28 protein-coding genes are annotated in these 18123 nt (G+C 65.5%); all 28 read right to left on the reverse strand.

Annotation, left to right across the window (positions count from 1 at the left end):
- Positions 1-150 precede the first annotated feature (150 nt).
- The 28 genes from map to rpsL all read right to left on the reverse strand — a co-directional run bounded on the left by map (position 151) and on the right by rpsL (position 17912).
- Positions 151-933: a type I methionyl aminopeptidase gene (map, locus tag ACIRG5_RS37350; protein WP_402913922.1), complete on the reverse strand. Its 783-nt coding sequence runs from the start codon at positions 931-933 to the stop codon at positions 151-153.
- 50 nt (positions 934-983) lie between these two features.
- Positions 984-1544: an adenylate kinase gene (locus tag ACIRG5_RS37355; protein ID WP_402913925.1), complete on the reverse strand. Its 561-nt coding sequence runs from the start codon at positions 1542-1544 to the stop codon at positions 984-986.
- Positions 1545-2855, reverse strand: coding sequence for a preprotein translocase subunit SecY (gene secY / locus ACIRG5_RS37360; RefSeq protein ID WP_402913928.1), 1311 nt, complete (start codon positions 2853-2855; stop codon positions 1545-1547).
- A 502-nt stretch (positions 2856-3357) separates the two neighbouring features.
- Positions 3358-3801: a 50S ribosomal protein L15 gene (rplO, locus tag ACIRG5_RS37365; protein ID WP_093591187.1), complete on the reverse strand. Its 444-nt coding sequence runs from the start codon at positions 3799-3801 to the stop codon at positions 3358-3360.
- Complete coding sequence (rpmD, locus tag ACIRG5_RS37370) at positions 3798-3983, reverse strand: 50S ribosomal protein L30 (RefSeq protein WP_030478313.1); 186 nt, start codon at positions 3981-3983, stop codon at positions 3798-3800. Before rpmD ends, rplO begins: the two co-directional genes overlap by 4 nt.
- Positions 3984-3985: 2 nt before the next feature.
- A complete protein-coding gene (gene rpsE / locus ACIRG5_RS37375) occupies positions 3986-4594 on the reverse strand; it encodes a 30S ribosomal protein S5 (protein ID WP_053733140.1) in 609 nt (202 codons plus the stop codon).
- Positions 4595-4628: 34 nt separating this feature from the next.
- Positions 4629-5030 (reverse strand): 50S ribosomal protein L18, encoded by a 402-nt coding sequence (gene rplR, locus ACIRG5_RS37380; RefSeq protein WP_090015388.1) that lies wholly within the window; start codon positions 5028-5030, stop codon positions 4629-4631.
- A 1-nt stretch (position 5031) separates the two neighbouring features.
- Positions 5032-5571: a 50S ribosomal protein L6 gene (rplF, locus tag ACIRG5_RS37385; RefSeq protein ID WP_045309814.1), complete on the reverse strand. Its 540-nt coding sequence runs from the start codon at positions 5569-5571 to the stop codon at positions 5032-5034.
- A 12-nt stretch (positions 5572-5583) separates the two neighbouring features.
- Positions 5584-5982 (reverse strand): 30S ribosomal protein S8, encoded by a 399-nt coding sequence (rpsH, locus tag ACIRG5_RS37390; protein ID WP_030478309.1) that lies wholly within the window; start codon positions 5980-5982, stop codon positions 5584-5586.
- A 138-nt stretch (positions 5983-6120) separates the two neighbouring features.
- Positions 6121-6306 (reverse strand): type Z 30S ribosomal protein S14, encoded by a 186-nt coding sequence (locus ACIRG5_RS37395; protein WP_030473455.1) that lies wholly within the window; start codon positions 6304-6306, stop codon positions 6121-6123.
- Positions 6307-6310: 4 nt separating this feature from the next.
- Entirely contained in the window at positions 6311-6874 is a 564-nt protein-coding gene (rplE, locus tag ACIRG5_RS37400) for a 50S ribosomal protein L5 (RefSeq protein WP_360049056.1), read from the reverse strand.
- Between the two features lie 2 nt (positions 6875-6876).
- Positions 6877-7191: a 50S ribosomal protein L24 gene (rplX, locus tag ACIRG5_RS37405; RefSeq protein ID WP_360049054.1), complete on the reverse strand. Its 315-nt coding sequence runs from the start codon at positions 7189-7191 to the stop codon at positions 6877-6879.
- Between the two features lie 2 nt (positions 7192-7193).
- Positions 7194-7562 (reverse strand): 50S ribosomal protein L14, encoded by a 369-nt coding sequence (gene rplN / locus ACIRG5_RS37410; protein WP_030478306.1) that lies wholly within the window; start codon positions 7560-7562, stop codon positions 7194-7196.
- 72 nt (positions 7563-7634) lie between these two features.
- On the reverse strand, positions 7635-7916 hold the full coding sequence (gene rpsQ / locus ACIRG5_RS37415) for a 30S ribosomal protein S17 (protein WP_065915974.1): 282 nt from the start codon (positions 7914-7916) through the stop codon (positions 7635-7637).
- A complete protein-coding gene (gene rpmC, locus ACIRG5_RS37420) occupies positions 7913-8155 on the reverse strand; it encodes a 50S ribosomal protein L29 (RefSeq protein ID WP_089915286.1) in 243 nt (80 codons plus the stop codon). Before rpmC ends, rpsQ begins: the two co-directional genes overlap by 4 nt.
- Positions 8155-8574 (reverse strand): 50S ribosomal protein L16, encoded by a 420-nt coding sequence (gene rplP / locus ACIRG5_RS37425; RefSeq protein ID WP_030473461.1) that lies wholly within the window; start codon positions 8572-8574, stop codon positions 8155-8157. Before rplP ends, rpmC begins: the two co-directional genes overlap by 1 nt.
- Positions 8575-8577: 3 nt before the next feature.
- Positions 8578-9408, reverse strand: a complete 831-nt coding sequence (gene rpsC / locus ACIRG5_RS37430; RefSeq protein WP_319976918.1) for a 30S ribosomal protein S3 — start codon at positions 9406-9408, stop codon at positions 8578-8580.
- The gene (gene rplV / locus ACIRG5_RS37435; protein WP_319976917.1) at positions 9408-9806 is read right to left on the reverse strand and encodes a 50S ribosomal protein L22; all 399 of its coding nucleotides are present in this window, start codon (positions 9804-9806) and stop codon (positions 9408-9410) included. The genes rpsC and rplV overlap by 1 nt, the downstream gene beginning before the upstream one ends.
- Positions 9807-9840: 34 nt before the next feature.
- Entirely contained in the window at positions 9841-10122 is a 282-nt protein-coding gene (gene rpsS, locus ACIRG5_RS37440) for a 30S ribosomal protein S19 (RefSeq protein ID WP_030478300.1), read from the reverse strand.
- Between the two features lie 18 nt (positions 10123-10140).
- Entirely contained in the window at positions 10141-10974 is an 834-nt protein-coding gene (rplB, locus tag ACIRG5_RS37445) for a 50S ribosomal protein L2 (RefSeq protein WP_030478299.1), read from the reverse strand.
- A gap of 19 nt (positions 10975-10993) precedes the next feature.
- Positions 10994-11293 carry a 50S ribosomal protein L23 gene (rplW, locus tag ACIRG5_RS37450; RefSeq protein WP_045309807.1) on the reverse strand — a complete coding sequence of 100 codons (300 nt, stop codon included), beginning with the start codon at positions 11291-11293 and terminating at the stop codon, positions 10994-10996.
- On the reverse strand, positions 11290-11976 hold the full coding sequence (rplD, locus tag ACIRG5_RS37455) for a 50S ribosomal protein L4 (protein WP_093591181.1): 687 nt from the start codon (positions 11974-11976) through the stop codon (positions 11290-11292). The genes rplW and rplD overlap by 4 nt, the downstream gene beginning before the upstream one ends.
- The gene (gene rplC / locus ACIRG5_RS37460) at positions 11976-12626 is read right to left on the reverse strand and encodes a 50S ribosomal protein L3 (protein ID WP_402913938.1); all 651 of its coding nucleotides are present in this window, start codon (positions 12624-12626) and stop codon (positions 11976-11978) included. Before rplC ends, rplD begins: the two co-directional genes overlap by 1 nt.
- Positions 12627-12653: 27 nt before the next feature.
- Positions 12654-12959, reverse strand: a complete 306-nt coding sequence (gene rpsJ / locus ACIRG5_RS37465; RefSeq protein ID WP_003938093.1) for a 30S ribosomal protein S10 — start codon at positions 12957-12959, stop codon at positions 12654-12656.
- 586 nt (positions 12960-13545) lie between these two features.
- Entirely contained in the window at positions 13546-14739 is a 1194-nt protein-coding gene (tuf, locus tag ACIRG5_RS37470; RefSeq protein WP_319976916.1) for an elongation factor Tu, read from the reverse strand.
- 148 nt (positions 14740-14887) lie between these two features.
- Entirely contained in the window at positions 14888-16990 is a 2103-nt protein-coding gene (gene fusA / locus ACIRG5_RS37475) for an elongation factor G (protein WP_319976915.1), read from the reverse strand.
- Between the two features lie 77 nt (positions 16991-17067).
- A complete protein-coding gene (gene rpsG / locus ACIRG5_RS37480; RefSeq protein ID WP_030478293.1) occupies positions 17068-17538 on the reverse strand; it encodes a 30S ribosomal protein S7 in 471 nt (156 codons plus the stop codon).
- Positions 17538-17912, reverse strand: a complete 375-nt coding sequence (rpsL, locus tag ACIRG5_RS37485; RefSeq protein WP_030473471.1) for a 30S ribosomal protein S12 — start codon at positions 17910-17912, stop codon at positions 17538-17540. Before rpsL ends, rpsG begins: the two co-directional genes overlap by 1 nt.
- Between the last annotated feature and the right edge of the window lie 211 nt (positions 17913-18123).

The following is an 18123-nucleotide window of genomic DNA, read 5'->3' on the forward strand; positions in this document are numbered from 1 at the left end:
CAGAAGGGCGGACAGGACGAATCGGGTTACCCCCACAATGCCCCCAAGCATTGGACTCGCTCGTCACCACGACCGTATCGAGGCTGACAAACGAAATAACCCCGCTCACCGGGCGGGTGAGCGGGGTTACGTCCAAAACCGTTGGCGCGCCTAGTCGTCCTCGGGCGCGGTGAGCACCCAGGGCCCGTCCTCGGTGATCGCGACGCTGTGCTCCCAGTGCGCGGCACGGGTGCCGTCGAGCGTGATGACGGTCCAGCCGTCCTCCAGCTCCTGGGAGTCGTCGGTGCCGAGCGTCAGCATCGGCTCGATCGCGATGGCCATGCCGACCTTGAGCCGCGGGCCCTTGCCCGGCTTGCCGAAGTTCGGCAGGAACGGCTCCATGTGCATTTTGGAGCCGATGCCGTGGCCGCCGTAGTCCGCCACGACGCCGTACTCGATGCCGTCACGCTCCCCCGACTCGATGGCCGAGGACTCGATGGCGAACGAGATGTCGGTGAGCCTGCCGCCCGGCACCGCGGCCTCGATGCCCGCGAGCATCGACAGCCTGGTCGCCTCGGACAGCTTGTGGTCCGCGGGAGACAACGTGCCGACGCCGACCGTCACGGCCGAGTCGCCGTGCCAGTCGTCGAGGATCGCACCGCAGTCGATGGAGATCAGATCCCCTTCGGCCAGCACCTGCGTCCTGCTCGGAATCCCGTGGACGATCTGCTCGTTCACCGACGCGCAGATGCTCGCCGGGAAGCCGTGGTAGCCCTTGAACGACGGGATGGCGCCGGCGTCGCGAATGGTCTGCTCGGCGATCTCGTCGAGCTCCCACGTGGAGACCCCGGGCTTCACCGCGTCGACGACGTTGCGCAACGCCCGCGCCACGACCAGGCCGGAGGCGCGCATGGCCTCCAGCTGGCCGGGGGTCTTGATCTCGATCTTGCTCATGCCTTCACTACCTGAGATGACGGAGCGGAGCCGGTCAAGCAGTCCACCTGTCACTTCTCGTCGCGCAACGAGCCGAGCGCGGCGAGCGCCCGCTCGCTGATCTCGTCGATCTCGCCGACCGCGTCGATGGAGATGACCTTGTCCGCGTAGTAGTTCAGCAGCGGCGCGGTCTCGTTGCGGTACACCTGCTGGCGGTGCCGGATGACTTCTTCCTTGTCGTCCGTGCGCCCGCGTGCGAGCAACCGCTCCACCACGACGTCCTCGTCGACCCGGAACTCCAGCACCGCGTCGAGCGAGTGGTCGTCGACAGCGAGGAACTCGCCCAGCGTGTCGGCCTGGGCGACGTTGCGGGGGAACCCGTCGAGCAGGAACCCGTCCGCGGCGTCGGACTCGGCCAAGCGCTTGCGCACCATCTCGTTCGTGATGGAGTCCGGCACGAGAGCGCCCTCGTCGAGGATGCTCTGCACCTCCAGCCCGAGCTCGGTCTGGTTGCTGATGTGTGACCGGAAGAGGTCGCCCGTCGAGATGTGCGGCACGCCGAGCTTGCGGCTCAGAACTTCGGCCTGGGTGCCCTTGCCCGCACCGGGCGGGCCAACGAGAACGAGTCGCATCTAGCGGAGGAACCCTTCGTAATTGCGCTGCATGAGCTGGCTCTCGATCTGCTTCACGGTGTCGAGACCGACACCGACCATGATCAGAACCGCGGTGCCGCCGAACGGGAAGTTCTGGTTCTGGCCGTCGCCGGTCAGGTCCAGGAACAGGTTCGGCAGGATCGCCACGATGCCGAGGTAGAGCGAACCGGGAAGCGTGATGCGGCCCAGCACGAACTTGAGGTACTCGGCGGTCGGACGTCCAGGACGGATGCCGGGGATGAAGCCACCGAACTTCTTCATCTCGTCAGCGCGCTCGTCCGGGTTGAACGTGATGCCGACGTAGAAGTACGTGAAGAAGACGATCAGCAGGAAGTACGCGGCGATGTGCACCCAGCTCGACTGCTTGACCAGGTACGTCTGGACGAAGGTGGAGAACCAGTTCGTCTCGGTCGACGAGCCCTGCGTGAGGCGCACGACCAGGTCCGGCAGGTAGAGCAGCGACGAGGCGAAGATGACCGGGATGACGCCGGCCTGGTTCACCTTGAGGGGAAGGTACGTCGACGTGCCGCCGTACATGCGGCGACCGATCATGCGCTTGGCGTACTGCACCGGGATGCGACGCTGGGCCTGCTCGACGTAGATGACGCTCGCGATGATGACGAGAGCGGCCACGATCACGAGGACGAACGTGATGCCGCTCTTGTCGAGGATGTTCTTGCCCTCGGCGGGGATGCGGGCGGCGATACCGGTGAAGATCAGCAACGACATGCCGTTGCCGATGCCCTTCTCGGTGATCAGCTCACCCAGCCACATGATGACCGAGGTACCGGCGGTCATGGTGACGACCAGCACGATGAGGGTGAAGATGCTGTCCTTGTTGGGAATGACGTCCTGGTCGCACTCACCGAACAGCTGCCCGCGCACCGCCAGCGCCACGAGACCGGTCGACTGCAGGATCGCCAGCCCGATCGTCAGGTACCGCGTGTACTGGGTCAGCTTGCCCTGACCAGCCTGTCCTTCCTTCTTCAACTGCTCGAACCGCGGGATGACCACGGTGAGCAGCTGGATGATGATGCTCGCGGTGATGTACGGCATGATGCCGAGCGCGAACACGGACAGGTTGAGCAAGGCCCCACCGCTGAACAGGTTGATCAGCGAGTAGATGTTCTGGCCTTCAAGCTGTTCAGCACACGCGCGTACGTTCTTGAAGGACACGCCCGGCGCGGGCATGGTCGCACCAAGCCGGTACACAATGATGATCCCGAGAGTGAACAGGATCTTTTTGCGTAGATCCGGCGTCGCGAGAGCCGAGCGGAATGCGCCGAGCACGCGAACCTCCTGAGCGTTGCCGACCCCCAGGGACCGGCACATGCGGTAGTTGGCAGGCCGAGTCAGGTAGCCACGACCAAGCAACCCGGAGGACATCCGGGTTCAGCCCGCGACTCTAACAGCCCTCCAGGACCAGGCCGTACCCAGTGGCCAATCACAGGTTCCAACTCGTTGATCTCTGACCACACCGCTAGCCCATCCGGGGTAGCAGGCCCCGCAAATCCGTGCTACGAGCAGCAATTACGCCGATCGCGAACGTTCACACCGGCCCCGAAGTTCCCGCAGAAATACCCGCAAAGCGAACCCACAGGACCGCGCGCTCACGGCAAGCACGCGCCCGCGATGCCGAAGGCGAAGCCACCCCACCGACGCAACGCAACACGCAGCCGCCAACGCGACAGGGGACGACCCACCCAACCGACGCGTCCGACGGCCACGAGAAACACCAAAGGGCCCTGAGGCTAAGCCTCAGGGCCCTTCAGACACGTCCTACAACAGGACGTCAGGCAGAAACGGTGGAAGACCCACCAGCGGCAGCCAACTTCTCCACAGCGGTCTTGGAGAACTTGTCAGCCGTGACGTCGAGCTTGACGCTGACGTCACCGTCACCCAGCACCTTGACGAGCGAGCCCTTGCGGACCAGCCCGGCCAGCACCAGCGCGGGAACGTCCACCGAGCCACCCTCCGGGAAGGAGGCAGCGATGGCGGAAACGTTCACGACCTGGTACTCGGTGCGGAACGGGTTCTTGAAGCCCTTGAGCTTCGGAAGCCGCATGTGCAGCGGCATCTGGCCACCTTCGAAGCGCGGCGAGACGTTCTTGCGAGCGCCCGTGCCCTTCGTACCGCGGCCGGCGGTCTTGCCCTTGGAGCCTTCACCACGACCAACGCGGGTCTTGGCGGTCTTGGCACCGGGGGCGGGACGCAGATCGTGGATCTTGATGGTCACGACTGGACCTCCTCGACAACCACCAGGTGGCGCACGGCGTTGATCAGGCCGAGAACCTGGGGGGTGTCCTCACGCACGACCGACTGGCGGATCTTGCGCAGCCCGAGGGTGCGCATCGACTCGCGGTGGTTGTGCTTGGTACCGATGGTGCTCTTCACCTGGGTGATCTTGAGCTGAGCCATGATCACACCCCCTGACCCGCGCGAGCGCGGATCATGCCGGCGGGAGCCACGTCCTCGAGGGGCAGGCCACGACGGGCCGCGACCTCTTCGGGACGCTGCAGACCCTTGAGGGCCGCCACGGTCGCGTGCACGATGTTGATCGCGTTGTCGGAGCCCAGGGACTTCGACAGCACGTCGTGCACGCCGGCGCACTCGAGGACGGCGCGGACAGCGCCACCCGCGATGACACCGGTACCGGCCGAGGCCGGACGCAGCAGGACCACACCAGCGGCCTTCTCACCCTGGATCGGGTGGGGGATGGTGCCGGCGATGCGAGGCACGCGGAAGAAGTTCTTCTTCGCTTCCTCGACACCCTTGGCGATGGCCGCGGGAACTTCCTTGGCCTTGCCGTAACCGACGCCGACCATGCCGTCGCCGTCACCCACCACGACGAGCGCGGTGAAGCTGAAGCGTCGACCACCCTTGACCACCTTGGAGACGCGGTTGATCGCAACCACGCGCTCGAGGTGGGGGGTCTTCTCCTGGGCCGCGCCGCCGCGGCCGCCGTCACGACGGTCGCGGCGCTCTCCGCGCTCGCCCCCGCCGCCTTCGCGACGCGTACGTCCTGGCATCAGGCGTCCCTCTCAATTCCGGTGATGATCATTGTCAGAACTCCAGCCCCGCCTCGCGAGCGGCGTCAGCCAGAGCCGCGATGCGGCCGTGGTACGCGTTGCCACCGCGGTCGAAAACGACCGCCGTGACGCCGGCGTCCTTGGCGCGGGCCGCGGCCAGCTGGCCGACCTTGGCCGCACGGGCCTTCTTGTCGCCGTCCAGGGCACGGACGTCGGCCTCCATGGAGGAAGCGGACGCGATCGTGTGGCCCTTGAGGTCGTCGATGATCTGCACGGTGATGTGCTTCGACGAACGGTGCACGGCCAGGCGCGGACGCTCGGCAGTTCCGTTGACCTTCTTGCGGAGGCGGAAGTGGCGACGGGCCTTCGCAACACGACGCCTGGTGGAGATGTCCTTGCCCACCGGCTTGCGCTTCGTAACAGTCGACTCGCTCATGTCACTTACCCGTCTTTCCGACCTTGCGACGGATCTTCTCGCCCGAGTAACGGACGCCCTTACCCTTGTACGGGTCGGGCTTGCGCAGCTTGCGGATGTTGGCGGCGACCTCACCGACCAGCTGCTTGTCGATACCCGAGACGGAGAACCGGGTCGGGGTCTCGACCGCGAAGGTGATGCCCGCGGGGGCCTCCACCTTGACGGGGTGCGAGTAACCGAGCGCGAACTCGAGCTCAGAGCCCTTGAGCGCGACGCGGTAACCGACGCCGTGGATTTCCATCTTCTTTTCGTAGCCCTGGGTCACGCCGACGACCATGTTGTGCACGAGCGTGCGCGACAGGCCGTGGAGCGCGCGGTTGCGGCGCTCGTCGTTCGGGCGCTTGACCTCGAGAGTGCCGTCTTCGGCCTTCTCGACGATGATCGGCTCAGCGAGCGTGAGCGTCAGGAGACCCTTGGGGCCCTTGATGCTGACGTCCTGGCCGGCGATGTTCACGTCGACCCCGGAGGGGACAATGATCGGCTGCTTACCGATGCGCGACATGTCTACTCCCCCTTACCAAACGTAGGCGAGGACTTCTCCGCCCACGCCTGCCTTGTTGGCCTGACGGTCGGTCATGAGACCGCCAGAGGTCGAAATGATCGCCACGCCGAGGCCACCGAGAACTCGGGGCAGGCCAGTGGACTTCGCGTACACGCGCAGACCGGGCTTGGACACGCGGCGGAGGCCGGCGATGCTGCGCTCACGGTTCGGGCCGTACTTCAGCTCGACGACCAAGTTCTTGGCCACCTCGCCGTCCTCGTCGCGGTACGAGGCGATGTAGCCCTCGCGCTTGAGGATCTCGGCGATGTTCGCCTTGATCTTGGAGTGCGGCATCACGACCTTGTCGTGGTAAGCCGAGTTCGCGTTCCGCAGACGAGTGAGCATGTCTGCGATGGGATCGGTCATCGTCATGGTGACCTGGTCAACCTTTCTCGCTGCGGTTCACCGGCTCAGGGTCCAGACCTGCCCTCCGCCCCAGAGAGAATTCCCTGGAGCGGGAGGGACAGGACGGTCGTGTGCGGGCCTACAGCGAAGTAATGGAGCTTTGAATTACCAGCTGGACTTGCTCACGCCAGGCAGCTCACCGCGGTGAGCCATCTCGCGCAGGCAGATCCGGCAAAGGCCGAACTTGCGGAACACCGCGTGGGGACGGCCGCAACGCTGGCACCGGGTGTAACCCCGGACCTTGAACTTCGGCTTCTTCGCGGCCTTGTTGATCAACGCCTTCTTGGCCATCGACTCAGTTCTCCTTGAACGGGAAGCCCAGGTGCTTCAGCAGCGCCCGGCCCTCCTCGTCGTTCGTGGCGGTGGTGACGACGGTGATGTCCATGCCGCGAGGCCGGTCGATAGCGTCCGGGTCGATCTCGTGGAACATCGACTGCTCGTTCAGACCGAACGTGTAGTTGCCGTTGCCGTCGAACTGCTTGCCCGAGAGGCCGCGGAAGTCGCGGATACGGGGCAGCGCGATCGTCAGCAGACGGTCGAGGAACTCCCACATGCGGTCGCCGCGCAGCGTGACGCGCGCACCGATCGGCATGCCCTCACGCAGCTTGAACTGCGCGATGGACTTGCGGGCCCGACGAACCTCGGGACGCTGGCCGGTGATGATCGAGAGGTCCTTGACGGCACCCTCGATCAGCTTGCCGTCACGGGCGGCGTCGCCGACGCCCATGTTGACGACGACCTTCACAACGCGCGGGATCTGCATCACGTTGTCGAAGTTGAACTGCTTGTGCAGCTCGCCGGCGATCTCGGCGCGGTAACGCGTCTTGAGCCGCGGGATGATCTTCTCTGCGGTGGTCATGATCAGATGTCCTTCCCGTTACGACGGGAAATGCGGACCCGCTTGCCCTCGTCGTTCGTCCGGTAACCAACACGGGTCGGCTTGCCGTCCGCGTCGACCACCATCACGTTGGAGACGTTGATCGGGGCCTCCTGGGTCACGATGCCACCAGACTGCGCGCCCCGCTGGGTCTGCGTGATCTTGGTGTGCTTCTTGATCCGGTTGACGCCCTCGACCAGGACCTTGCCGTTCTCCGGGTAGGCCTGGATGACCTTGCCCTTCGCGCCCTTGTCCTTGCCGGCGATAACGACGACCGTGTCGCCCTTCTTCACCTTCATGGTCAGAGCACCTCCGGAGCCAGCGAGATGATCTTCATGAACTTCTTGTCGCGCAGCTCACGGCCGACCGGGCCGAAGATGCGGGTACCGCGGGGCTCGTTGTCGTTCTTGATGAGCACGGCGGCGTTCTCGTCGAAGCGGATGTACGAGCCATCCGGACGGCGACGCTCCTTGACGGTGCGGACGATGACGGCCTTGACGACGTCACCCTTCTTCACACCGGCACCGGGGATCGCGTCCTTGACGGTCGCGACGATGATGTCGCCGATGCCCGCGTAGCGGCGGCCGGATCCACCGAGAACACGGATGCAAAGGATTTCCTTTGCTCCAGTGTTGTCGGCGACACGAAGCCGCGACTCCTGCTGAATCACTTACTTGCTCCTTGACCATTCCTGGCCCGCCGGATTTCCGACCCGACGGGCTCGGTCTGTCTAGATGAAGACTTACTTGGCCTTCTCGAGGATCTCGACGAGCCGCCAGCGCTTGGTCGCCGACAGAGGCCGGGTCTCCATGAGCAGCACGCGGTCGCCGATGCCCGCCGCGTTCTCCTCGTCGTGCACCTTCACCTTGGTGGTGGAGCGCATGATCTTGGAGTAACGCGGGTGCTTCTTGCGGTCCTCGAGCGCCACGACGATCGTCTTGTCCATCTTGTCGGACACGACGAGGCCCTCGCGGACCTTGCGGTCGTTGCGCTTCTCGGTCTGGACTTCGTTGCTTTCGGTCATGCCGCACCCTCACCAGTGGAATCCGGCGAAACGGAGAGCCCGAGCTCCCGTTCCCGCATCACGGTGTAGATCCGGGCGATGTCATGCCGGACCGTGCGCAGCCGCCGGTTGTTGTCGAGCTGGCCCGTGGCCATCTGGAAACGAAGGTTGAACAGCTCTTCCTTCGATTCCTTCAGACGCAGCACGAGCTCTTCCTCGGTGAGCTCACGCAGCTCGGAAGCGGTGGTACCCGCTGCCATCAGAACTCACCACCCTCACGCGTAACGATGCGGCACTTCATCGGGAGCTTGTGGATCGCCCGGCGAAGAGCCTCGCGAGCCACCTGCTCGTTCGGGAAGGCCATCTCGAAGAGGACGCGACCCGGTTTGACGTTGGCCACCCACCACTCCGGCGAACCCTTACCGGAACCCATGCGGGTCTCGGCCGGCTTCTTCGTCAGCGGACGGTCCGGGAAGATGTTGATCCAGACCTTGCCGCCACGACGGATGTGTCGCGTGATGGCGATACGAGCGGACTCGATCTGCCTGTTGGTGACGTAGGCGGGCTCGAGAGCCTGGATGCCGTACTCACCGAAGGTGACCTTCGTGCCGCCCTTGGCAGCGCCCGACCGCTTGGGGTGGTGCTGCTTGCGGTGCTTGACCCTACGAGGGATGAGCATTACTCAGCTCTCCGTCTTCTCTGCAGCAGCCGGGGCCTCGGCCGACGCCGAAGCGTCAGCTGCGGCACGGCCGGCCTCGGTGCTCGTCGCGGTGGTGCCGCTGGCACCCGAGCGACGGGCCCGGTTCGGACGCTCGCCACGGTCGCGGCGCGGGGCGCGGTCGGCCTGAGCCGGGGCCGCGTCGAGCGCGCGCTTGGCCGAGATGCCACCGACGATGTCGCCCTTGTAGATCCACACCTTCACGCCGATACGGCCGAACGTGGTGCGGGCCTCGAAGAAGCCGTAGTCGATGTTGGCGCGGAGCGTGTGCAGCGGCACGCGGCCGTCGCGGTAGTGCTCCGAGCGGGACATCTCGGCGCCGCCGAGGCGACCGCCGCACTGCACGCGGATGCCCTTGACCTGCGGCGAACGCATGGCCGACTGAATGGCCTTGCGCATCGCGCGCCGGAAGGCGACGCGGTTGGACAGCTGCTCGGCGACACCCTGTGCCACGAGCTGCGCGTCCGACTCGGGGCTCTTGACCTCGAGGATGTTCAGCTGGACCTGCTTCTTGGTGAGCTTCTCCAGCTCACCGCGGATACGGTCCGCCTCGGCACCACGACGGCCGATGACGATGCCCGGCCGGGCGGTGTGGATGTCGACGCGCACCCGGTCACGGGTCCGTTCGATCTCCACCTTGGAGATGCCGGCACGCTCCATGCCCTTGCTGAGCAGGCGGCGGATCTTGACGTCCTCCGCCACGTACTCGGCGTACTGCTTGTCTGCGTACCAGCGGGACTTCCAGTCGGTGGTGATCCCCAGCCGGAAGCCGTGCGGGTTGATCTTCTGGCCCACTACCGCGTTCCCTTCGCGCTGGTCTTCTTGGGACGAGACTCCACCTCGATGGTGATGTGGCTCGTCCGCTTGCGGATCCGGTACGCGCGGCCCTGGGCACGCGGGCGGAAACGCTTGAGGGTCGGACCCTCGTCCACGTAGGCCACCGCAACCCAGAGGGTCGAGGGGTCCAGGGACATGTTGTTCTCGGCATTGGCCATGGCGCTGGCGAGCACCTTCGCGACCGGCTCAGAAGCGGCCTGGGGCGCGAACTGGAGCACGGCCAGGGCCTCGCTTGCGTTACGACCCTTGATGAGCTCGACGACGCGACGGACCTTCATGGGGGTGTCGCGGACGTAGCGAGCCCGAGCCACGGCGCGCGGAAACTCCTGCGCCTCAGCGTCCTTACGGGCGTTCATCGCTGCTTTTCCCTTGCTCTTCTCAGTTCGGCGCCTAGCGGCGACGAGACTTCCGGTCGTCCTTGATGTGGCCCTTGAAGGTGCGGGTCGGGGCGAACTCGCCCAGCTTGTGCCCGACCATCGCCTCGGTCACGAACACCGGGACGTGCTTGCGACCGTCGTGCACCGCGATGGTGTGGCCGAGCATGTCCGGGATGATCGTGGACCGGCGGGACCACGTCTTGATGACGGTCTTCTTGCCCGCTTCGTTCTGAACGTCCACCTTCTTGAGCAGGTGGTCGTCGACGAAGGGACCCTTCTTAAGGCTGCGAGGCATCCTTCACTCCCTCCCTGCTCAGCGCTTCTTACCGGTGCGACGACGCCGGACGATGAGCTTGTCGCTTGGCTTACGGCGGCGGGTGCGACCCTCGGGCTTACCAGCCGGGTTCACCGGGTGGCGACCACCGGAGGTCTTACCCTCACCACCACCATGCGGGTGGTCAACCGGGTTCATGGCGACACCACGGACGGTGGGCTTCTTGCCCTTCCACCGCATGCGGCCGGCCTTGCCCCAGTTGATGTTCTGGTGGTCCTTGTTGCCGACCTCGCCGAGCGTGGCGCGGCAGCGCACGTCCACGTTGCGGATTTCGCCCGAGGGCAACCGCAGCTGGGCGTACGGACCGTCCTTCGCCACGAGCTGGACCGAGGCACCAGCCGAGCGAGCCATCTTCGCGCCGCCACCGGGGCGGAGCTCGATCGCGTGGATCACGGAACCGACCGGGATGTTGCGCAGCGGCAGGTTGTTACCCGGCTTGATGTCGGCCTTGGGGCCGTTCTCAACCGTGTCACCCTGCTTGAGCTTCTCCGGGGCGATGATGTAGCGCTTCTCGCCGTCTGCGTAGTGCAGCAGCGCGATGCGCGCGGTGCGGTTCGGGTCGTACTCGATGTGAGCGACCTTGGCCGGCACGCCGTCCTTGTCGTTGCGACGGAAGTCGATCAGGCGGTATGCCCGCTTGTGACCGCCGCCCTTGTGACGCGTGGTGATCTTGCCCGACGCGTTGCGCCCACCCAGCTTGTGCAGCGGGCGGATCAGCGACTTCTCCGGCGTCGACCGAGTGATCTCGGCGAAGTCGGAGACGCTCGCACCGCGACGACCAGGCGTCGTCGGCTTGTACTTGCGAATGCCCATCTCTACGCAGTCCTCGTCATCAGGCGGCAGGGCCGCCGAAGATCTCGATCGCCTTGCTGTCAGCCGACAACGTGACGATCGCGCGCTTCGTGTCCTTGCGCTTGCCGAAACCGCTCTTGGTCCGCTTGCGCTTGCCCTGGCGGTTGATGGTGTTGACGCTGACGACCTTGACGCCGAAGACCTTCTCCACGGCAATCTTGATCTGGGTCTTGTTCGAACCCGGCGCCACCAAGAAGGTGTACTTGTTCTCCTCGAGCAGCCCGTAGGACTTCTCGGAGATCACGGGAGCAAGCAAGATGTCCCTGTGGTCGGGGATCACTTCGAGGCCTCCTCGTCCACCACGGTCGCCGTGGCCTCAGCCGAGCCAGAACCCTGCTGGGCCTTGCTGGCGAGGAACACGTCGAGCGAGTCCTTGGTGAACACCACGTCGTCATTGACGAGCACGTCGTAGGTGTTGAGCTGGTCGGGCGCGATCACGTGCACGTGCTGCAGGTTGCGCACGCTGACCCACGCGACCTCGTCGGTGCGGTTGAGCACCACGAGAACGCGACGAGCCTGGGTGACCGACTCCAGGACCTTGCGCGCGGTCTTGGTCGACGGGGTGTCCCCGTCCACCAGGCCGGACACGACGTGCACCTGGTTCGCGCGGGCCCGGTCGGAGAGGGCGCCACGCAGAGCGGCGGCCTTCATCTTCTTGGGCGTCCGCTGCGAGTAGTCGCGCGGCTGCGGGCCGTGGACGACGCCACCGCCGGCGAACTGCGGCGCACGCGTCGAACCCTGGCGGGCACGACCGGTGCCCTTCTGGCGGTACGGCTTCTTGCCGCCACCACGAACCTCGCCGCGGGTCTTCGTCGAGTGCGTGCCCTGGCGAGCCGCGGCCTGCTGGGCCACGACGACCTGGTGCAGCAGAGCGACGTTCGCCTGCGCGTCGAAAACGGAGGCAGGCAGCTCGACCGAGCCGGCCGTCTTGCCATCCGGGGTGCGGATCTCAACCGTCGACATCAGGCACCGCCCTTCGCGGCAGTCCGGACGAACACCAGACCACCCTTGGGGCCGGGAACAGCGCCCTTGATGAGCAGCAGGCCGTTCTCGGCGTCGATCTTGTGCACCTTCAGGTTCTGGGTCGTCACACGCTCGTGGCCCATGCGGCCAGCCATGCGCAGACCCTTGAAGACGCGACCAGGCGTGGCACAGCCACCGATGGAACCCGGCGAGCGGTGCTTGCGCTGGGTGCCGTGGCTGGAGCCGAGGCCCTTGAAGTTGTGGCGCTTCATGACACCTGCGGTGCCCTTGCCCTTGCTGGTGCCGGTGATGTCGACAACAGCGCCGGCCTCGAACACCTCAGCGGTGATCTCCTGGCCGACCGTGTACTCGCTGGCGTCCGCCGTGCGCAGCTCCGCCAGGTGGCGACGGGGCGTGACCCCGGCCTTGGCGAAGTGCCCAGCAACGGGCTTGTTGACCTTGCGCGGGTCAATCGCGCCGGCCGCCAGCTGGACGGCGGTGTAGCCGTCCTTCTCTTCGGTGCGTACCTGGGTCACGACATTGGGCTCAGCCTTGACGACCGTCACCGGGACAACCCGGTTGTTCTCGTCGAAGACCTGAGTCATGCCGAGCTTGGTGCCCAGGATGCCCTTCATCTGCCTGTCAGACATTGGTCCGTTACTCTCCGCGCCCAACGCTTACTGGATGTTGACGTCGACGCTGGCCGGCAGGTCGATGCGCATGAGCGCGTCAACCGTCTTCGGCGTCGGGTCGAGGATGTCGATCAGCCGCTTGTGCGTGCGCATCTCGAAGTGCTCGCGCGAGTCCTTGTACTTGTGCGGCGAGCGGATGACGCAGTACACGTTCTTCTCAGTGGGCAGCGGCACGGGCCCGACAACCCGAGCGCCGGTGCGCGTCACGGTCTCAACGATCTTGCGCGCAGACGCGTCGATCGCCTCGTGGTCGTAGGCCTTGAGCCGGATGCGGATCTTTTGTCCCGCCATAATGGCTTGCCGTTCCTCTGCTTCTCGTAACCGCTGCGGTGCGGTGCCTCGGATGAGGCCTTTTACAGCCTCTTGGCGCGCTCCGCCCCTGTTGAAGTGTCATGGTGCCCGGTCCACGCGGTCGGGCGTGTCGCGCCCGGTGCGCATACCGGTCCCACTCAAGGTCTCCCCGGTGGGATTGGGCCTACCACAGCCCATGCACCCTGATGCCCATCTCCGCAAGGAGGCGTTCACTAACAGGGCGCGGACGCTCAATCGAAAACGCGGACACACGCAGGACGCGCGTCCAGCCTTCATCGAGCAACCCGTAAAGGATGCCACACGGAAGCGAGGCGATCCAAATCGGGGTGGGTGACTTGGACCCAGATCACGTGCGGATCTTGCCCGGTGAGCCGCCTGCGTCCGTCGCATGTGGAGCGACGGGCGCGCCGGTTCCATTGTCCGGCAACAGAATCCCGGCGACGGCTCTTCACCCGCGCGTCGGCGACAGTTCCACGTGAGCTGTCGCACAATTTACTGCTGAACGACGAAAGCCGGGCCAACGAAGATCGTCGGCCCGGCTTCACGCCGAACTGGTGGAGCTAGGTCACTTGATGATCTTGGTGACCGAGCCGGCGCCGACGGTGCGGCCACCCTCGCGAATCGCGAAGCGGAGGCCCTCGTCCATGGCGATCGGCTGGATGAGCTTGACGTCCATACCGGTGGTGTCACCCGGCATGACCATCTCGGTGCCCTCGGGCAGCGTCACAACGCCGGTCACGTCCGTCGTCCGGAAGTAGAACTGGGGACGGTAGTTGTTGAAGAACGGCGTGTGGCGGCCACCCTCGTCCTTCGACAGGATGTAGACCTGCGCGGTGAACTCGGTGTGCGGGGTCGTGGTGCCCGGCTTGACGATGACCATGCCGCGCTCCACCTCCTCGCGCTTGATGCCGCGGAGCAGCAGCGCGGCGTTGTCGCCCGCGCGGCCCTCGTCGAGGAACTTCTTGAACATCTCGATCGAGGTGACGGTCGTCTTCTTCGACGTCTCCTTGATTCCGACGATCTCGATCTCGGAGTTGACGTTGATGATGCCGCGCTCGATACGACCGGTCACCACGGTGCCGCGGCCGGTGATCGTGAAGACGTCCTCGACGGGCATGAGGAACGGCTTCTCGGTGTCGCGCTCCGGCTCCGGGATCGCCGTGTCAACGGCGGCCATGAGCTCGAGAACGGACTTGCCCCAGGTCTCGTCGCCCTCCAGCGCCTTCAGCGCCGAAACGCGCACGACCGGAAGGTCGTCGCCCGGGAACTCGTACTCGGAGAGCAGCTCGCGGACCTCGAGCTCGACGAGCTCCAGGATCTCCTCGTCGTCCACCATGTCGGCCTTGTTCAGGGCGACAACGATGTAGGGAACGCCGACCTGGCGGGCCAGGAGGACGTGCTCCTTCGTCTGCGGCATCGGACCGTCGGTCGCCGCGACCACGAGGATGGCGCCGTCCATCTGCGCCGCACCCGTGATCATGTTCTTGATGTAGTCGGCGTGACCGGGGCAGTCAACGTGCGCGTAGTGACGGTTCTCCGTCTGGTACTCGATGTGCGCGATCGAGATCGTGATGCCGCGCTGCTTCTCTTCCGGCGCCTTGTCGATCTGGTCGAACGCGAACGAGGCGTTGACATCGGGGTACGCGTCGTGCAGAACCTTGGAGATCGCCGCGGTCAGCGTGGTCTTGCCATGGTCGATGTGACCGATGGTGCCGATGTTGACGTGCGGCTTCGTCCGCTCGAACTTCGCCTTGGCCACTGGATTGTCCTCCTGGACTTCTTTTTTGCTGGTCCGGCGGGCATCTGTGGCCACCCGCCGGACTTACACGTCAGGGTCTGAAAGTAGCGGACCCCAGGGAGAGACCCCCGGAGAGCCCGCGGTCGAACTGCGGTGCTCCGGTGGGGAATTACTCCCCGGTCGCCTTCGCGATGATCTCCTTCGAGACGTTCGCGGGAACCTCTGCGTAGGAGTCGAACACCATCGAGTAGTTGGCACGACCCTGGGTCTTGGACCGCAGGTCACCCACGTACCCGAACATTTCCGACAGCGGAACCAGTGCCTTGACGACACGGACGCCGCTGCGCTCCTCCATGGCCTGGATCTGGCCACGGCGGGAGTTCAGGTCGCCGATCACGTCGCCCATGTACTCCTCGGGCGTCGTGACCTCGACGGCCATCAGAGGCTCGAGGATCGCGGGAGACGCCTGACGGGCGGCTTCCTTGAGGGCCATCGAACCAGCGATCTTGAACGCCATTTCCGAGGAGTCGACCTCGTGGTAGGCGCCATCGAGCAGCGTCACCTTCACGCCGACCAGCGGGTAGCCCGCCAGCACGCCGTACTGCAGCGCGTCCTGCGCACCCGCGTCGACCGACGGGATGTACTCGCGAGGGATGCGACCACCGGTGACGGCGTTGACGAACTCGTAGAGCGCGCCGTCTTCCTTCTTCTCCAGCGGCTCGACGGTGACGAGCACCTTCGCGAACTGGCCGGAGCCACCGGTCTGCTTCTTGTGGGTGTAGGAGTACTTCTCCACCGCACGGCGGATGGTCTCCCGGTACGCCACCTGAGGCTTGCCGATGTTGGCCTCGACCTTGAACTCGCGGCGCATGCGGTCCACCAGGATGTCCAGGTGGAGCTCGCCCATGCCGGCGATGATGGTCTGGCCCGTCTCCTGGTCGAGGTTGACCCGGAACGTCGGGTCCTCCTCGGCCAGCTTCTGGATCGCGGTGCCGAGCTTCTCCTGGTCCGCCTTCGTCTTGGGCTCGATGGCCACCTGGATGACGGGCTCGGGGAAGGTCATCGACTCGAGCACGATGGGGTGCTGCGGGTCGCACAAGGTCTCACCGGTCGTGGTGTCCTTGAGACCGATCACGGCGTAGATGTGGCCCGCGATGGCCTCGGTGACCGGGTTCTCCTTGTTGGCGTGCATCTGGAAGATCTTCCCGATGCGCTCCTTGCGGTCCTTGGTCGCGTTGACGACCTGGGTGCCCGCTGCGACCTTGCCCGAGTAGACCCGGATGTAGGTCAGCTTGCCGAAGAACGGGTGCACGGCGATCTTGAACGCCAGCGCGGAGAACGGCTCGTCCGTGGACGGGCTGCGCTTCACGATGGTCTCGCCGTCCTGCAGCGTGCCCTCGACCGGCGGGAGGTCGAGCGGCGACGGCAGGTAGTCGATCACCGCGTCGAGCATGGGCTGAACGCCCTTGTTCTTGAACGCGGAGCCGCACAGGATCGGGTACGCGGTGCCCGCGGCGACGATCTTGCGGAGGCCGGCCTTGATCTCCTCGACGGACAGGTCGCCCTGCTCGAAGAACTTCTCGGTCAGGTCGTCGTCGGTCTCGGCGACGGCCTCGAGCAGCTGCTCGCGGAACTCCTGCGCCTTCTCGAGCAGATCCGCGGGGATCTCCTCGATCGCGTAGTCCTCGCCCTTCTGGACTTCGCCGCGCCACGTGAGGGCGCGCATCTCGATCAGGTCGACGACGCCGATGAAGTCGCTCTCGGCACCGATCGGGATCTGGAGCGGCAGCGGCTTGGCGGCCAGCCGGTCCTGGATCGTCTTGATCGTGAAGTAGAAGTCCGCGCCGAGCTTGTCCATCTTGTTGACGAAGCAGATGCGCGGGACGTCGTACTTGGTCGCCTGCCGCCAGACCTGCTCGGACTGCGGCTCGACGCCCTCCTTGCCGTCGAAGACGGCGACGGCGCCGTCGAGGACGCGCAGGTTGCGCTCGACCTCGACGGTGAAGTCGACGTGGCCCGGCGTGTCGATCAGGTTGATCTGGTGGTTCTTCCAGTAGCAGGTCGTCGCGGCCGACGTGATCGTGATGCCGCGCTCCTGCTCCTGCTCCATCCAGTCCATCACGGCCGCGCCGTCGTGAACCTCGCCGATCTTGTAGCTGATCCCCGTGTAGAAGAGGATCCGCTCAGTCGTCGTGGTCTTGCCCGCGTCGATGTGCGCCATGATCCCGATGTTGCGGACCATGGAGAGATCAGTGAGCACGTCCTGTGCCACGGGTCTTTCCCCTGTCTTGAGCTTGTGGGCTCACTAGGGCTGGGAGCGCCCGGCTCCTGGTGAAGCCGGGCGGCACATCACCAGCGGTAGTGGGCGAAGGCCTTGTTGGACTCGGCCATCTTGTGCGTGTCCTCACGGCGCTTGACGCTCGCACCGAGGCCGTTGCTCGCATCGAGCAGCTCGTTCATCAGACGCTCGACCATGGTCTTCTCACGGCGCTGCCGGGAGAAGGTGATCAGCCAGCGCAGCGCCAGCGTGGTGGAGCGGCCGGGCTTGACCTCGATCGGCACCTGGTAGGTCGCACCACCGACGCGGCGGCTCTTGACCTCCAGCGACGGCTTCACGTTGTCCAGCGCGCGCTTCAGCGTGACGACCGGGTCGGTGCCGGTCTTCTCGCGAGCGCCCTCGAGGGCTTCGTAAACGATCTTCTCGGCCACGGAGCGCTTACCGTCGACCAGCACCTTGTTGATGAGCTGGGTCACGAGGGGCGAGCTGTAGACCGGGTCAGAGATAAGCGGCCGCTTCGGGGCCGGTCCCTTGCGGGGCATTAGCTCTTCTCCTTCTTCGCGCCGTAGCGGCTGCGAGCCTGCTTGCGGTTCTTGACACCCTGCGTGTCGAGAGAGCCACGGATGATCTTGTAACGAACACCCGGCAGGTCCTTCACACGACCACCGCGGACGAGCACCATCGAGTGCTCCTGGAGGTTGTGACCCTCACCGGGGATGTAGGCCGTGACCTCGATGCCGCTGGTCAGCTTCACGCGAGCGACCTTGCGCAGTGCGGAGTTCGGCTTCTTGGGGGTGGTGGTGTAAACGCGGGTGCACACACCGCGCCGCTGCGGCGAGCCCTTGAGGGCCGCCGTCTTCTGCTTGGCCACCTTGTCCTGGCGGCCCTTGCGGACCAGCTGCTGGATCGTTGGCATTCGCCGGCTACTTCTTCCGTCTTACGGGCTCGCCTTGCGGTTCGCCCACTTGTTTCTTGATCCCTCTCTGCACCCGAGGTCGGGCGTGTCGCCCGCTCCCAAGGTCCGCAAGCAACAGTTCAACTGCCACTGCGAGTGGAGGACACCGCTGCCTCACGGGCACGCGGAGCGGCCCGACATGGGTCGGGCACGAGTAGCAAAGATACCCGCC

It is taken from the genome of Lentzea sp. NPDC102401 (genome assembly GCF_044765805.1).
In the GTDB taxonomy this organism is placed as follows: domain Bacteria; phylum Actinomycetota; class Actinomycetes; order Mycobacteriales; family Pseudonocardiaceae; genus Lentzea; species Lentzea sokolovensis.